Origin of the sequence: Vitiosangium sp. GDMCC 1.1324, assembly GCF_003044305.1 — a bacterium.
Classification (GTDB): domain Bacteria; phylum Myxococcota; class Myxococcia; order Myxococcales; family Myxococcaceae; genus Archangium.
The window spans coordinates 391,699-406,522 of sequence record NZ_PZOX01000007.1 but is presented as its reverse complement, the minus strand read 5'-3'; the positions used below and the strand labels follow the sequence as shown (position 1 = coordinate 406,522).

The following is a 14,824-nucleotide window of genomic DNA, read 5'->3' as shown; positions in this document are numbered from 1 at the left end:
GCCATGGGAGGGCGGCAACAGTGCCCCCCTGCCCCGCTCGAGACAACCCTGCCTGGCCTTCGCACAGGCAGGACAGCGCTGACCGAGGAACATCCGGTGCGGCAGGAGGCCCTCCACCTGGAGCAGGCCCTGGGCAGGGCCTGACCCCCACACGCACATGGGCAGGCGCGCGGGAGTGTGATTCCGTCACTCCCCATGCGCATCCCGGTACGAGTCTCCCTCCCTTCGCAGCTGCTCTTCCTGCTGCTGCTCACCCACTGCGCCCACTCGAGCGGGCCGGCCCCCGCGAACGGACCCGCTCCCGTGGTCGCCACCACCCAGGGCCCGGTCCAGGGTCTGGCGTACGTGGATGGCAGCGCCGCGTTCCTCGGCATCCCATACGCGGCACCGCCCACCGGTCCCCGCCGCTGGCGCGCGCCCGAGCCCCCCGAGGCGTGGAGCGCGCCGCGCGAGGCCACCCGCTTCGGCAGCGCCTGCCCGCAGATGGAGATGTTCACCGGCAAGCGCATGGAGGGCACCAGCGAGGACTGCCTCACCCTCAACGTGTGGACGCCCGCGCTCCAGCCCGCGAGCCCCGCGCCGGTCATGGTCTTCATCCACGGCGGCGGCTTCACCATGGGCTCGTCCAGCCAGGAGATGTACAACGGCGCGGCGCTGACCCGCTCGGGCGTGGTGGTGGTGAGCATGAACTACCGGCTCGGCGCGCTGGGCTTCCTCGCCCACCCGGCGCTCGGCGCGGAGAACCCGAACCACGTCTCCAGCAACTACGGCCTGATGGACCAGCGGCGCGCGCTCGAGTGGGTGCGAGACAACATCGCCACCTTCGGAGGAGACCCCGCCAACGTCACCGTCTTCGGCGAGTCGGCCGGCGCCGTCTCCGCGTGCATGCAGATGCTCTCGCCCCAGGCCAAGGGCCTCTTCCACCGCGTCATCGCCGAGAGTGGCACCTGCTACCTGACGGCCACGCCGCTGCGCGACCCGGGCACGCCCCAGGAGGACAGCGCCGAGGAGCGCGGCATCCGCTTCGCCAGCGAGCTGGGTTGCACGGGCGAGGACGTGGCCGCGTGCTTGCGCTCCAAGACGCCCGAGCAGCTCCTCGCCGCGAGCGGTGCCGCCCTGGACCTGCTCAAGCCGCACGTGGGCTTCGCGCCGGTGGTGGACGGAGACGTGGTGCCCGCGGCGCCGCGCCAGTTGCTCGCGGAGGGCCGGTACGCCCGGGTGCCGCTGCTGCTCGGCACCAACGCGGATGAGGGCTCGCTCTTCACGATTCGGGCGAAGCTGGACTCGCCCGCGCAGTACGAGGAGGCGGTGCGCGCGCGCTCGCCCGAGCACGCGGAGGAGTTGCTGCGCATCTACCCGGTGAAGGACTTCGCCTCGCCGCACGCTGCCTTCGATCACCTGCTACGCGACGCCCTCTTCCTCTGCCCCAGCCGCCGGCTCGCGCGCACGCACGTGGAGCACGGACAGCCTGTCTACACCTACCACTTCACCTACGCGCCCAAGAGCTTCTCCGGCCCCTTCATGAACCTGGGCGCGGCCCACGCCGCCGAGCTGCCGTTCGTCTTCGGCGCCGAGAAGGGCCGGCTCTCCCTCGGCTCCGACCAGGAGCGGGCGCTCTCCTCGAAAATCATCGGCTACTGGACCCGCTTCGCCACCCGGGCCGATCCGAACGGCTCGGGCGCGGCCGAGTGGCCCTCGTATACGCGCGACGGCGAGCCGCACCTCGTGCTCGACCTGGAGCCGGGGCGCGGCGAGCGCCTCGACCAGGCGCACTGCGACGCGCTGGAAGCGCTCGGGCTCTAGAGAAACCCCCGAGCGCCTCCGCGAGCACCGGCTACTTCTTGCAGAGGAAGTTGTAGTTGGTGCTCTGCACGTTGGTGATGATGGAGGGATCGCACGACGCCAGGGCGTAGTCGTAGCGGACGGCCGTGGCGCCCCGGCGCTCCACGCAGAAGCCGGTGCCCACGCCGCACTTCCACGCCTCCAGGTACTGGAAGCGGTAGCTGGCGCCGGAGCTGGTGTTGACGCAGGAGCTCAGGCCCGCCGACTGGATCTTCCAGTTGCAGGTGGAGTTCATCCACACGCGCGTGAGCGGGTCGTTCACGATGAGCGTCGGGCACTGCAGCCACGAGAACACGTACTGGCCGTTCGGACAGAGCTTGAACAGCGACAACCACTTGACCAGCGGGTAGGCCTGGAGGACGAACTTCGTCGCCTCACCCGTCAGCGCGTCCTTGGTCAGATAGGTGGTCTCGTCCACCCGCTGGGCCTGGAGCTCGCGCAGGACGACGTCCTGAGAGTCGTCGCGGACGTGCAGCACACCCTGGTCGCGGTCGAGCGCGCCAATCAGGTCATCCAACTTGCGCGGCTCCTCCGTCGCCGCCTGGGTGACCGCCTCCATGTCGGGCGACTGAGCCTCCTCCAGCTCGGTTCCACCGCAGCCAGCCCCCAGAGCCAGTACACCCATCACGGCGATGCTTCCGAAGACGCGGTTCATCATCTCTCTCCTCACACGGGTTGAAAGGAATTGCCCGAACGGGTTGTGCAACCCACGCGCCAGGACGCGAAAAGACGGTGCTTCCCTCTGAAACAGTGAAGCGGGGACATCTCGTCAAATGAGAATTGTTGTTGGAGCGACCACGCGGCCGAGCCCGCCCTGTTGCTCCAGCGGCCACGTCACCCACGGGTGTAGACTCAACACACCGCTGGAGACAGGCATGAAGAGCGCGCTTCACGAGCGATTCCGCACCCTGGGTGAGCGCTACCGCGCCGAGTGCTCGAAGGTGGGTCGCAGGCTCTCTCGGGAGGCCGTGGCCCCCACGGGATTGGACCGAACGGTCTTCCGCCGGCTCGGCGACGCGGGGATGTTCCGTGTGGCCTTGGAGCCAACTCTGGGGGGTGAGGGGCTCATCGGCGCGGTACATGCGCTCGCGGGCTTCGCGGCGGGCTCGGGAGACCTGGGGCTGGCCACCTCGCTGCTCGCGCACCTCGTCTGCACGCGGTTGCTGGCCCATGCCGGCTCGGAGGCCCAGTGTGCGCATCATCTGCCCCGCCTGCTCTCCGGGGAGTGGGTGGGCGCCGTGGCCAACACCGAGCCGCGCGCCGGCACCGACATCCTCGCCCTGCGCGCCCGGGTGAGCCCCCAGAAGGAGGGGCTGAGGCTCGATGCGCGCAAGTGCAGCATCACCAACGTGGGGTCCGCGGACCTGGCCATCGTCTCGGCGCGGCTGGCCGGTGTACCGCCTGCCCACGCGGTGAACCTCTTCCTCGTGGAGACGGCCCTCCCGGGCGTGCACATGCGCCCCTTGACGGACCTCACGGGACTGACGACCTCCGCCACCGGCAACCTCATCGCCCGCAGGGTGATGCTGCCCCCGGACACGCGGCTCGGCGAGCCAGGAGATGGCGTGCGCCTGTTTCGCACCACCTTCACCGAGGAGCGGCTGCTCGCCGGCGTGCTGTACCTGGCGGCGGTGCGCCGCTGTCTGGAGCGGGGGCTGGCCCACGCGCAGGCGCGCCGCACCTTCGGAGAGCCCCTGGGTCGCCACCAGTACATTCAAGAGCGGCTGGTGCGCATGCGCGTGGCCGAGGAGACACTGGAGGCACTGCTCGACTCGGCGCTCGGCGCACTGTCGCGAGGCGAGGACGTGTTCGGCACCCTGTCCATCATCAAGTTGCACGGCGTGGAGGCGGCGGTGGACGCGGCCCAGGGCCTCATCCGCGTGCTCGGAGGCAAGGGCCTGCGTCGCGGTGAGGGCGCCGAGGGGATGCTGCGCGACCTGCTGTGCCTCTCCGTCTTCGGCGGCACCGTGGAGTTGCACAAGGTGGTGCTCTACAACGAGACGGTAAAGACGCGCGGGCGCGTCCGGCCGCCCTCCTGCGAGGAGCAGGAGCTCGAGGTGCACGACACCCGCGCGCTCCCACCCGGGCTGGAAGCGGGGCTGTGCGCACTCGTGGCCCGCACCTTCCCGGGAGAGCCCTCGCTGCACGGCCGCTACTACTACGACACGCGGCCGGACCTGGTGGTGACGGTGCGGCGCGGCGGAGTACTCGCGGGCTTCCGCGCCATCACCTTCCGCGACGTGCTGCTGGGAGGCCGCACGGTGAAGGTGGCGGGCCTGGGCATCGCGGTGTCGCCCGAGCACCAGCGCCAGGGACTCGGGACGCTCCTCACCCGCCGGGCACTGGCGCTGCTGGCCAAGCACGGCGTAGAGCTCGCCCTCGCCTTCCTCCTCAGCCGCTCCGCAGAGAAGCTGCTGCGCGCCGCTGGCTTCTCCCGCCTCTCCGTCCCGGTGACGTACAACGCCCGCGACGACGGCCGGCTCGTCACGGAGTCCATGCCTACCTGGGGCCTGGCGCTCGGAGGCTCCGCGCTGCTGGAGGAGATAGAAGCCCGGGGCGGGCTGCACCTCGGCGTGGGCACGTGGTGAGCCGGTCGAGCGGCTAATCCACCTCGATGGCGGTGACGGCCAGTCCCGTCTGCCCGAGCTGCTCCCCATCGGAGCTGCCACACACCGGGCAGCGCAGGAGGTAGTGCTCGGGAGCGTAGGTGCGGCCACAGGTCCGGCAGCGCGCCTCCACGTGGATGAGGTTCAGCAACAGCCGCGCCCCTTCCGCCCGCGTGCCCCGCGCGTGGGCGGCGAAATGCTGGGACAGTCCTTCGGGGGACAGCGACTGCGTCTCCGCCACCCATCCGCGCACCACGCGGATGCGCGCGGCCTCGTGGAAGACGGCTCGTTTGAGGACAGTCTCGAGCACCTGCCGGGCAAGGGCGGACTCTTGCATGGCGACACGACCTGAATCGGAGGACATGCGACGTCGAAGAAGAAGGCAGGAGGTGGGCAGGCCAGGATACAACCCGCCGCCTCCACTCGCGAGCGGGGAACTCCGGCACGTCATCCGGCCAACGGTTCTTCCTCCCATATCCAGCACCGGACGGCAACCCAGGCCTCACGGACGGGTGTGCCTCCCAACGTATTGGTGCGCCAGCGCGGGCATGAGCGCATATGTTCCCGCGCATCCGCAGTTCCGGAGGGCGACATGGACGAGCAGGGCCTGCACATCGAGACCCATCCCCGCGAAGGTGAACCGCTGGTGAGAGCGGGCAGACCGGACCCCTGCGTCATGGTCCTCTTCGGCGCCACGGGAGACCTGGCACAACGCAAGCTCTTCCCGGCCCTCTTCGAGCTGGCGCGCCAGGGGCTCCTGCCCCACCACTTCGCCGTGGTGGCCTTCAGCCGCTCGGAGCACAACCTGGAGCAGTTCCGCGCCCAGGTGAAGGAGGGGCTGCAGAAGTTCGCCCGCACCCAACCGCTGGACGAGGCCACCTGGGAGCGGCTCTCCTCCAAGCTGGAGATGATGACGGGCGGCTACGACGACCCCGAGTCCTTCATCCGCCTGCGCGAGCACCTGGACCGCATCGCCGAACGCTTCGGCACCCAGGGCAACCAGCTCTACTACCTGGCCACTCCGGCCTCCACCTTCCCCTCGCTGCTCAACGGCCTGTCCGGTGCCGGGCTGCTGTACCGAGAGGACCCCGCCGTGAAGCGGCCCTGGCGACGGCTCGTCATCGAGAAGCCCTTCGGCCGCGATCTGGCCACCGCGAAGGAGCTCAACCGTGCCCTGGCCTCGGTGCTGGACGAGAAGCAGATCTTCCGCATCGACCACTACCTGGGCAAGGAGACGGTGCAGAACATCCTCGTCTTCCGCTTCGCCAACGCCATCTTCGAGCCGCTGTGGAACCGGCAGAACATCGACCACGTGGAGATAACGGCGGCGGAGAAGATTGGCGTGGAGGGGCGCGGGCGCTTCTACGACGAGACGGGCGTCATCCGGGACATGGTGCAGAACCACCTGTTGCAGGTGCTGGCCCTGTGCGCCATGGAGCCGCCCATCTCGTTCGCGGCGGAGGACATCCGGGACGAGAAGAACAAGGTGTTCCGTGCGCTGCGCACCATGGAAGGCAGCGAAGTGGCGAAGTACGTGGTGCAGGGGCAGTACAAGGGCTACCGGGAGGAGCAGGGGGTGGGCAAGGGGTCGAAGACGCCCACCTACGTAGCTCTGAAGACGTACATCGACACGTGGCGCTGGCAGGGCGTGCCCTTCTACGTGCGCGCCGGCAAGGGCCTGAGCAAGCGCGTGACGGAGGTGTCCATCCACTTCAAGTCCGTGCCGCACTGCCTCTTCAACACCAGCGACACCTGCCAGCGGCTGCAGCCCAACGTGCTCACGCTGCGCATCCAGCCGCGCGAGGGCATCGCGCTGAGCTTCGAGTCGAAGGTGCCCGGCGAGGACATCAACATCGCCGGCGTCACCATGGACTTCGACTACTCCAACAGCTTCCACAAGCCGGTGCCGGAGGCGTACGAGCGGCTGATGTTGGACTGCATGCGGGGCAACACCACGCTCTTCGCGCGGCAGGACAGCGTGGAGCAGGCGTGGGCCTGGGTGACGCCCATCATCGAGTCACTGGACTCGGGCAAGGGAGGCGCGCTGCACACGTATGAGACGGGCAGCGCGGGGCCGGATGCGGCGGCGGCACTGCTGTCGAAGGATGGTCGGCGCTGGACGGAGCTCAAGGGATGAGGCCCGCCCCCATCGTGGTGGAGAAGGATGCGCTGGGAGCCGAGGGCGCGGACTGGGTGGCACGCGCGCTCAAGGAAGCCCTGGCCGAAGGCAAGCGGGCGAGTCTGGCGCTGTCGGGTGGAAGTACTCCGGCGCCGGCCTACCGGGAGCTGGCGAAGCGCGACGTCCCCTGGGCTCGCGTGGACTTCTACTTCGTGGACGAGCGCTTCGTTCCACCGGACCACCCGGAGAGCAACTACCTGCTGGCGGAGGAGACACTCTTCAAGCCGCTGGGCGTGCCGCCGGAGCACATCTACCGGATGCAGGGCGAGCGCACGGACAGGGATCAAGCGGCGCGCGACTACGAGAAGCAGCTGCCCCCCGCGCTGGACGTGGTGGTGTTGGGCATGGGCGAGGACGGACACACCGCGTCGCTCTTCCCCGGCAACACAGCGCTGCAGGAGAAGGAGCGGCGGGTGCTGGCGGTGGTGGGCCCCAAGCCTCCGCCGTGGAGGATGACGCTGACGCTGCCCGTGCTCCAATCCGCCCGGAAGGTGCTGGGCCTGGTGAGCGGCGCGGGCAAGCGGGACGTGGTGCGCCGGGTGCTCGCGGGCGAGGACCTCCCCGCCGCGAAGGTGCAGCACACGCAATGGATGATGGACCGGGCCGCCGCGGGACAAGGCCAGTGACACCGACACAGCTTTCGACGCCGTGAGCACGGCGGACGCAGGAGACAACGCAATGAGCACAGCACAGGGCCCGCAGAAGGGGCGTGCGCAGTTCGGCGTAGCGGGAATGGGAGTGATGGGACAGAGCCTCGCGCTCAACGTAGCGGACCATGGCTTCCGGGTAGCGGTGTGGGATCGCCATTCCGAGCGCTTCGACGAGCTGCGCAAGAAGGGCGCACCCGAGAGCCTCCAGGGCTACTCCTCGCTGGAGGAGTTCGTGGCGGCGCTGGAGCGCCCTCGCCGCATCATGCTGATGGTGACGGCGGGCGCGGCGGTGGACTCGATGATGGAGAAGCTGGAGCCGCTGCTGCAGCCCGGGGACGTGGTGCTGGACGGCGGCAACTCCTGGTTCCTGGACACGAAGAGGCGCGAGGAGGCCTGGAAGCAGAAGGGGCTGCACTTCATGGGCGTGGGCGTCTCGGGCGGTGAGGAGGGCGCGCGGTACGGCCCGTCCATCATGCCGGGCGGCCCAGCCGAGGCGTACGCACTGGTGCGCCCGGTGCTGGAGGCGATCGCCGCGAGGAGTGAGGAAGGCGTGTGCGTCACCTACGTGGGCCCGGATGGCGCGGGCCACTTCGTGAAGATGGTGCACAACGGCATCGAGTACGCGGACATGCAGCTGCTGGCGGAGACGTACGATTTGCTGCGCCGCGGGCTCGGGATGTCCGAGGAGGAGATCGCCAACCTCTTCGAGCAGTGGAACAAGGGCATCGCCGAGTCCTTCCTGCTGGAGACCACCATCAAGGTGCTGCGCAAGAAGGACCCGGAGACGGGCAAGCCGCTGGTGGACCTGGTGCTGGACAAGGCGGGCCAGAAGGGGACGGGGAAGTGGACGGTGCAGGTGGCGCTCGACCTGGGCGTGCCGGTGCCCTCCATCGCGGGGGCGCTGGATGCGCGCATCCTGTCCTCGATGAAGGAGGAGCGCGTGGCGGCGAGCCGCATCGTCCATGGGCCCAAGGAGTCCCTGTCCGCGGACGAGAAGGCGAACGTGGCGGCGTGGGTGCATGACGCGCTGTACGCGGCGAGGGTGGTGACGTACGCGCAGGGGATGCGGCTCATCCAGGCGGCGTCCAACGAGCACAAGTGGAACGTGTCGCTGGCGGAGATGGCGCGCATCTGGCGGGCCGGCTGCATCATCCGCGCGAAGCTGCTCACGCCGCTGCGCGAGGCCTTCACGAAGAAGCCGGATCTGATCAACCTGATGCTGGCCGACAACATCGCACCGGTGCTGGAGAAGATGGGGCCTGCCTGGAGACGCACGGTGGGGGTGGCCACACGGCTGGGGATTCCGGTGCCGGTGTTCAGCGCGAGCCTGGCCTACTTCGACAGCTACCGCAGCGCCGAGCTGCCGCAGAACCTCACCCAGGCCCAGCGAGACGCCTTCGGCGCCCACACCTACCAGCGCCGCGACAGGCCCGAGGCCGGCTTCGTCCACTCCGACTGGAGCTGACGCCTACCCTCCGCTCATTCGTAGGCCAGGAACCAGTCCACCTGGACGATGAGCGGACCCTCGCAGGAGAAGAACAGGAAGTCGTGCAGTCCTCGCCAGTAATAGACGAGGACCTCGCTCGCGTCGTACGTGTAGCCGGACAAGCCCAACTGGTACTCGCTCCGTCTGGAGAGCCAGGGCCACACCTCGTCCGGCTCGCCGAGGAGCTGGACGACTTCCGGCTTCAGGTACGCCCCCTCCCTCAGGCGGTGCTCGAGCTCGAGCATCACCTGATGCATCCAGCCATTCCAGCCCTTGAGCTCCGGAGTCCAGGGCTCATCGGGGAGTTGCCGCAGCACACGGAACTCGGCCGCCAGGGACTCCGTGCTCATGAGTGAGACGGGGGGATGGAGTGGAGCAGCCATGGCCTCCAGGCAGGCGAGCAGCGACAGGAGCGGCAGCAGGTGCATGCCTTTCATCGGAACCTGCCGCGCCCCGGCCCGCCTTCCATGCCTTGACGGATGCATTGTGCAGCCTCCTCCACCGAGTCCGTGATGACCAGCCGGTCCACATCCGCCGCGTCGATGGTGCCCGCAGCCAGCAACGTCCCGCGCAGGAAGTCCACCAGCGGCGCCCAGTATTCCCTGCCCATCAACACCAACGGAAAGCTGCGAATCTTTCCCGTCTGGATGAGCACCGCCGTCTCGAAGATCTCATCCATCGTCCCGAAGCCACCCGGGAACGCCACGAACGCGTACGAGTACTTCACCAGCATCAGCTTGCGAACGAAGAAGTAACGGAACTCGACGAAGGTATCGAGGTACGCGTTGGGCTTCTGCTCATGGGGGAGCTGGATGTTGCACCCCACCGAGCGCCCCCCGGCCTCGCGTGCTCCGCGGTTGGCCGCCTCCATGATGCCTGGCCCGCCTCCTGTCATCACCGAGAAGCCCATCTTCGCGAGCTCCACCCCCATCCGCCGCGCCTGTTGGTAGTAGGGGTGCTCCGAGCCGAAGCGCGCCGAGCCGAACACCGTCACGCACGGCCCCACGAAGTGCAGCGTGCGGAAGCCCTTGATGCACTCGCTGAAGATGCGCAGGGCCCGGCGCAGCTCCGTCCCGCGAGACCGCGGGCCCTCCAGGAAGATGCGCTCCTCGTGGGCCCGCGTTCCCTTCCCCCACCGCGCATCGGGTGGCGCTTCGGGCCCCGGCCTCTGTTCGTCGTCGGCTGGCACGGAGCGGGAGTCTAGCCCGAGCGCTCGTTCCCTGAGCACTCGGCCTGTCGCGAGCCCCGCGCGCCGGGCTCACCCGAACAAGTAGGCAGTACCCGGCAGGGGCACCGGTGCGGTAAGGCGAAGCTCCATGCCGCCCCTCCCGCTCCAGAAGAAGGTCGTGCTGGGCCTCCAGCACACCATTGCCATGTTCGGCGCCACCGTGCTGGTACCACTCCTCACCGGCCTCAACCCGAGCGTCGCGCTCTTCGGAGCTGGGATGGCCACCCTGCTCTTCCACGTCCTCACCGGGCTCGGCGTGCCCATCTTCCTGGGCAGCAGCTTCGCCTTCATCGCCCCCATCATCGCCGTGCTCAAGGCCGAGGGTCCCGCCGCCGTCGGAGGAGGGCTCGTCGCCGCCGGCGCCATGTACCTCGTCTTCTCCGCCCTGGTGAAGGCCGTCGGCGTGCAGCGCATCCAGCAGATCTTCCCGCCCATCGTCACCGGCCCCGTCATCATCGTCATCGGGCTCAGCCTCGCCGGAGTCGCCGTCAACCAGGCCCAGAGCCACTGGGGGCTCGCGCTCGTCACGCTGCTGGCCGCCATCCTCACCAGCGTCTTCGCTCGCGGCCTCTTCAAGATGATTCCCATCCTCATCGCCGTCATCGCCGGCTACGTGACGGCGCTGGTGCTCGGCGCCGTGGAGCCCGCGAAGCTCGACGCCATCCGCGACGCGGCCTGGGTGGGCCTGCCTCCATTCCACGCTCCGGCGTTCTCGTGGACGGCCATCTTCGTGCTCGCCCCCGTGGCCCTGGTCACCTTCATCGAGCACATCGGCGACGTCATCGTGAACGGCCGCGTGGTGGGCAAGAACTTCCTGGAGAGGCCGGGCCTGCCTCGCACCCTCTTCGCCGATGGCATCGCCAACATGGCCTCCGCGGTGCTCGGCGGGCCCGCCGCCACCACCTACGCGGAGAACACCGGCGTGCTCGCCGTCACCCGCGTCTACGACCCCGCCGTGCTGCGCATCGCCGCCGGCTTCGCCATGCTGTTCGGCCTCTCGCCCAAGCTGGCCGCCGTGTTCCAGAGTCTCCCGGCTGGCGTGCTCGGAGGCGTCAGCATCCTGCTCTTCGGGATGATCGCCTCCGTGGGCATCCGCACCCTCTCCGAGGCGCGGATCGACTTCGCCCACAGCCGCAACCTCATCGTGGTGAGCCTCATCCTCGTGCTCGGCCTGGGCGGCGCGAAGGTGCCGGTGGCGCTGGGAAGCATCCACCTGGAGCTGCATGGCATGGCCCTGGCCGCGCTCGTGGGCGTCCTCGCCAACGCGTTCCTACCGGCCTCGCTCAATCGCGAGGAGGTGGATGCCCACTCCGCCCCGGAGCCCTCGCCCGCCTCGGACAACCCGCCGGCCGGAAAATAGGCCTCGGGGAACCTTTCACTCCTCCCGGTGTCTCTGCGGCAACATCGGGAGGGGAACATGGCCACCACACGGGTTCGCCGTCAACCAGGAGCGATCTTTCTACTCACACTCGTCATGGGGCTCGCCGCATATGCGGCCCCCACGGCCGAGGGCGCTCCGGAGCTCGTGGAGGCCACTCCCGATGCGCGGCTCGCGACGCTCTGCCGTGTCTGGGGCGCGGTGGAGTACTTCCATCCATCCCTGCCCTCCCGGGAGCTCGACTGGGACGCGGCGCTGGTGGAGGCAACGCCCCGGGTGATGGGGGCCCACTCTCCCGAAGCCATCTCCGATGCCCTTCAGGAGATGCTCGGCAGGCTCGGAGACCCCATCACGCGGGTGGTCCGGCAGACGCCTCCCCCTCCCACTCCGAGCGCGCAACCCCCTCCCCTCTCACGCCAGGTGGGGGATGTGCTCGTGGTGGACCTCGACCGCCGCTTCGGGAACTTCCAGGAGCTGTACATGGCGGTCTCCGCACTGGGCCCCGAGCTCGCGAAGGCCCGCCGCGTCGTCGTGGACCTGCGTGCCAGTGGCGCGGATGAAGCCATCTGGATGGATCAGGCCCTGGGCTTCCTCGCGGGCGCGCTGCCCTCCGAGCCGGTAACGGGCCCCGGTGAGCGCTACCTCCAGCACTCGGGTTATCGCATCCAGTTCGGCGCCACCTCGGGCGGCTACGGCACCACGATGGACCTGAAGCTCGCCGAGGGCTTCGCGTCCGCGCCCGGTGCCCCCAAGCGCTCCGTGGCCTTCCTCGTCAACGGGCGCACCCCGCTCGTCCCGCCGCTGCTGGCCATGGTGGGATCCTCGTCCCGCACCTTCCTCGTGGCCCAGGGAGCGCTCGACGAGAGCTCCGCCGTCAAAACGATGGAGCTGCCCCTCGCCGGTGGCCACCGCGCCATCGTGCGCACCTCCGAGCTCGTCTTCCCCGAGGGCTCGCAAGGACTGCGTGCGGATGTCACCGTGCCCGCGAACGCCGATGAAGGAGAACAGGGCCCCGCCATCCAGGCCGCGCTGAAGCTCGTCCGCTCGGGCAGGGCGAAGACTCCCGCGCGCAATGCCTCACCACGGGCCGGACTGCCCACATGGCACGCGGACGAGACCTACGCGGACCAGGAGTACCCCTCCCCCGAGCTCAGGGCGCTGGCCGTCTGCCGCTTCTGGAATGTCATGCGCTACTTCCACCCGGACCCGAAGGCGCTCGACGACTGGGACGCGGTGCTGCCCGAGTTCCTCCGCAAGGCCCGCGAGGCCTCGGATGCACGAGCCTACGCGCTCGCGCTCTACGAGCTGTCCGCCCGCGTCCATGACGGCCACATCTTCCTGGCCGAGCGCGGCACCGTCTTCCGCACGCTCGGCGAGGCGACCGCCCCCATCCTCCCGCGCTACGTGGAGGGCCGCCCCCTGATGACGGAGATTTTCGATGCCAACGTGGCCCGCGAGGCCGGGCTCTCCGTGGGAGACGAGCTGCTCACCGTGGACGGACAGCCCGTGGAGGAGCGGGCTGCGTTCCTCCGCCGTCACCTCGCGGCCTCGACTCCCGCGGCGCTCTCGCTGAAGGTGGCGGAGATGCTGCTCGCTGGACCGGATGGCTCACAGGTCTCGCTGCGCGTGAGGTCCGCGGATGGCAAGCAGAAGGAGCTGAAGCTGCCCCGCTCCCGCGCCTTCCTCGCGCCCTTCCGGCAACCCCCCACGGGGGGCGAGCCCTATCGGAAGCTCGAGGGCAACCTCGGCTATGTCGACCTGAGGCTGCTCCGGGTGGAGCAGATCGACCCGATGCTGGAGTTCTTGAAGGGGACTCGCGGCATCATCTTCGACATGCGCGGCCAGCCCCAGAGCACCGCGTGGGAGCTCGCGCCCCGGCTCAACGTGAAGGGTGCCGAGCACGCGGCGGTGGTCGCCCGACCGCTCGTGTCCTCCGGCCGGCGCCAGGAGCTGCGGTTCTCCGACTCGGAGATCTCCCGAGCCACCCCACCGCGCTACACCGGCCGCACCGTGATGCTCGTGGACGAGCGCGCCTCCAGCCAGGCCGAGTACACGGCCATGATGCTCCAGGCCACGGCGGGCACCCGGCTCGTGGGAGCACCCACCGCGGGCGCCGTGGGAGACACCACCAACGTGTGCCTGCCTGGAGCCATCTGTGTCCTCTTCACCGGCCAGCTCCTGCTCTACCCGGATGGCCGTCCGGTGCAGGGCGTGGGAGTCACTCCGGACGTGGAGGTGCGGCCCACCGTGCAAGGCATCCGCTCGGGACGGGACGAGGTCCTCGAGCGGGCGATCTCCATGCTTCGCGAGTGAGACGTGAAAGGCGTGCGGCCCTCACATCCCAGCACGCGCGTCGCGGTAGGCCACCATCCGCTGCAGCTTCGGCTCCCAGAGGTTCTGGCGCAGGCAGGCGAGCACATCCCGGGGGTGCAGCGTCGTGACGCGCGGGTGCTGCAACTCGGGGAGCGCGGCCATGGCCTCGGGCAGGCGGTAGAAGGGGATGCGCGGGTTCAGGTGGTGGATGTGGTGATAGCCGATGTTGCCCGTGAACCAGGCCAGCACCGGACCGCACTCCAGGTAGCTCGAGGCATCGAGCGCCGAGCCCGCATGCGTCCACTCGTCCTCCGAGCTGATCTCGATCTCGGGGAAGTTGTGCTGGGCATAGAAGAGGTAGGCGCCCAGCGCATAGCCCACGAAGAGCGGCCCGAGGAAGGCGAAGAAATACACCGCCGGGCCGAAGGCGACCCAGACCAAGACGGACAGTGCGATGTGGACGAGCACCGCGAGTCCCGAGGTCCAGTACCGCCGTGGGTCGCGCACGAACGACACGAGACACAGGCTGAGCAGGAAGGCCGTGATGTAGCCGAAGAGCAGGGTCAGCGGGTGGCGCTCGACGACATAGGCGAGACGCTGCCGGGTGGAAGCAGCGCGCCACATGTCGGTGGTCCACGTGGCGAACGTACCCGCAGAGGAAGCGGAGAGACGCGCGGTGTTGGCGTGGTGGTGGTTGTGGGTGTCATTCCAGATGCGGGCGGGGGTGAGCAGCAGCACGCCCTGGATGTGGAAGAGCATCCGCGTCACGGGAGAGGCAGGCAGCAGGGCGCCGTGCATGAAGTCGTGGTAGAGGATGAACGAGCGGACGAGCACGAGCGCCTCGACGAGCCCGCCCACGACCCTCAGTGGCCACCAGGGTGCGGCGACCGCGACCGCGATGGCGGCGACCAACGCGCCCAAGGTTGACGCGACGTGCCACCAACTGCGCGTGACATCCTGCGTTGCGAAGGGACGCGTCCGGGCAATGAGCTCCTTACCGGCCGTGGGAGTGATTCTATCCATGCCCTCCATTCGTTGCATATCGATGTCATGGATTGGTCATGTGCCCGGAGATCGAACCGGCCCACGGCCCGTTGGACACGAGCGGCCCGCCCCGGTTACTCCTCCCTCCGCTTCTCTCC

General features: G+C 69.1%; 12 protein-coding genes. 7 read left to right on the top strand and 5 right to left on the bottom strand.

Annotation, left to right across the window (positions count from 1 at the left end; all coding sequences use genetic code 11):
* Positions 1-177 precede the first annotated feature (177 nt).
* Positions 178-1,803 carry a carboxylesterase/lipase family protein gene (locus DAT35_RS22755; RefSeq protein WP_158501835.1) on the top strand — a complete coding sequence of 542 codons (1,626 nt, stop codon included), beginning with the start codon at positions 178-180 and terminating at the stop codon, positions 1,801-1,803.
* A gap of 31 nt (positions 1,804-1,834) precedes the next feature.
* On the opposite strand, the gene DAT35_RS22750 is transcribed toward DAT35_RS22755, so the two are convergent.
* Positions 1,835-2,500: a hypothetical protein gene (locus DAT35_RS22750; RefSeq protein ID WP_108069201.1), complete on the bottom strand. Its 666-nt coding sequence runs from the start codon at positions 2,498-2,500 to the stop codon at positions 1,835-1,837.
* Between the two features lie 217 nt (positions 2,501-2,717).
* Between DAT35_RS22750 and DAT35_RS22745 the strand changes: the two genes are divergently transcribed.
* Complete coding sequence (locus DAT35_RS22745; RefSeq protein ID WP_158501834.1) at positions 2,718-4,430, top strand: GNAT family N-acetyltransferase; 1,713 nt, start codon at positions 2,718-2,720, stop codon at positions 4,428-4,430.
* A 13-nt stretch (positions 4,431-4,443) separates the two neighbouring features.
* Here DAT35_RS22745 and DAT35_RS22740 read toward each other — a convergent pair whose 3' ends face one another.
* The gene (locus DAT35_RS22740) at positions 4,444-4,785 is read right to left on the bottom strand and encodes a hydrogenase maturation nickel metallochaperone HypA (protein WP_108069199.1); all 342 of its coding nucleotides are present in this window, start codon (positions 4,783-4,785) and stop codon (positions 4,444-4,446) included.
* 255 nt (positions 4,786-5,040) lie between these two features.
* Here DAT35_RS22740 and zwf point away from each other — a divergent pair, with 255 nt between their 5' ends.
* From zwf to gndA, 3 genes are read left to right on the top strand one after another with little or no spacing between them, the layout of a single operon-like run.
* The gene (gene zwf, locus DAT35_RS22735) at positions 5,041-6,585 is read left to right on the top strand and encodes a glucose-6-phosphate dehydrogenase (protein ID WP_108069198.1); all 1,545 of its coding nucleotides are present in this window, start codon (positions 5,041-5,043) and stop codon (positions 6,583-6,585) included.
* Positions 6,582-7,253: a 6-phosphogluconolactonase gene (gene pgl, locus DAT35_RS22730; protein ID WP_108069197.1), complete on the top strand. Its 672-nt coding sequence runs from the start codon at positions 6,582-6,584 to the stop codon at positions 7,251-7,253. Before zwf ends, pgl begins: the two co-directional genes overlap by 4 nt.
* Before the next feature lie 52 nt (positions 7,254-7,305).
* On the top strand, positions 7,306-8,742 hold the full coding sequence (gene gndA, locus DAT35_RS22725; protein WP_108069196.1) for an NADP-dependent phosphogluconate dehydrogenase: 1,437 nt from the start codon (positions 7,306-7,308) through the stop codon (positions 8,740-8,742).
* A gap of 14 nt (positions 8,743-8,756) precedes the next feature.
* Here gndA and DAT35_RS22720 read toward each other — a convergent pair whose 3' ends face one another.
* A complete protein-coding gene (locus tag DAT35_RS22720; RefSeq protein WP_108069195.1) occupies positions 8,757-9,200 on the bottom strand; it encodes a hypothetical protein in 444 nt (147 codons plus the stop codon).
* Entirely contained in the window at positions 9,197-9,952 is a 756-nt protein-coding gene (locus DAT35_RS22715) for a TIGR00730 family Rossman fold protein (protein ID WP_108069194.1), read from the bottom strand. The genes DAT35_RS22720 and DAT35_RS22715 overlap by 4 nt, the downstream gene beginning before the upstream one ends.
* Before the next feature lie 127 nt (positions 9,953-10,079).
* Here DAT35_RS22715 and DAT35_RS22710 point away from each other — a divergent pair, with 127 nt between their 5' ends.
* The gene (locus DAT35_RS22710; protein ID WP_108069193.1) at positions 10,080-11,351 is read left to right on the top strand and encodes a uracil-xanthine permease family protein; all 1,272 of its coding nucleotides are present in this window, start codon (positions 10,080-10,082) and stop codon (positions 11,349-11,351) included.
* Between the two features lie 57 nt (positions 11,352-11,408).
* Positions 11,409-13,682, top strand: a complete 2,274-nt coding sequence (locus tag DAT35_RS60865; protein WP_108069192.1) for a S41 family peptidase — start codon at positions 11,409-11,411, stop codon at positions 13,680-13,682.
* A 21-nt stretch (positions 13,683-13,703) separates the two neighbouring features.
* Here the strand turns inward: DAT35_RS60865 and DAT35_RS22700 are convergent, their stop codons facing one another.
* Entirely contained in the window at positions 13,704-14,705 is a 1,002-nt protein-coding gene (locus DAT35_RS22700) for a fatty acid desaturase (RefSeq protein WP_108069191.1), read from the bottom strand.
* Between the last annotated feature and the right edge of the window lie 119 nt (positions 14,706-14,824).

Bases quoted from the DNA above. Each gene is read 5' to 3' on its own strand.
- DAT35_RS22750 (WP_108069201.1), bottom strand. From the start codon at position 2,500: ATGATGAACCGCGTCTTCGGAAGCATCGCCGTGATGGGTGTACTGGCT.
- DAT35_RS22745 (WP_158501834.1), top strand. From the start codon at position 2,718: ATGAAGAGCGCGCTTCACGAGCGATTCCGCACCCTGGGTGAGCGCTAC.
- DAT35_RS22740 (WP_108069199.1), bottom strand. From the start codon at position 4,785: ATGCAAGAGTCCGCCCTTGCCCGGCAGGTGCTCGAGACTGTCCTCAAA.
- zwf (WP_108069198.1), top strand. From the start codon at position 5,041: ATGGACGAGCAGGGCCTGCACATCGAGACCCATCCCCGCGAAGGTGAA.
- pgl (WP_108069197.1), top strand. From the start codon at position 6,582: ATGAGGCCCGCCCCCATCGTGGTGGAGAAGGATGCGCTGGGAGCCGAG.
- gndA (WP_108069196.1), top strand. From the start codon at position 7,306: ATGAGCACAGCACAGGGCCCGCAGAAGGGGCGTGCGCAGTTCGGCGTA.
- DAT35_RS22720 (WP_108069195.1), bottom strand. From the start codon at position 9,200: ATGAAAGGCATGCACCTGCTGCCGCTCCTGTCGCTGCTCGCCTGCCTG.
- DAT35_RS22710 (WP_108069193.1), top strand. From the start codon at position 10,080: ATGCCGCCCCTCCCGCTCCAGAAGAAGGTCGTGCTGGGCCTCCAGCAC.
- DAT35_RS60865 (WP_108069192.1), top strand. From the start codon at position 11,409: ATGGCCACCACACGGGTTCGCCGTCAACCAGGAGCGATCTTTCTACTC.
- DAT35_RS22700 (WP_108069191.1), bottom strand. From the start codon at position 14,705: ATGGATAGAATCACTCCCACGGCCGGTAAGGAGCTCATTGCCCGGACG.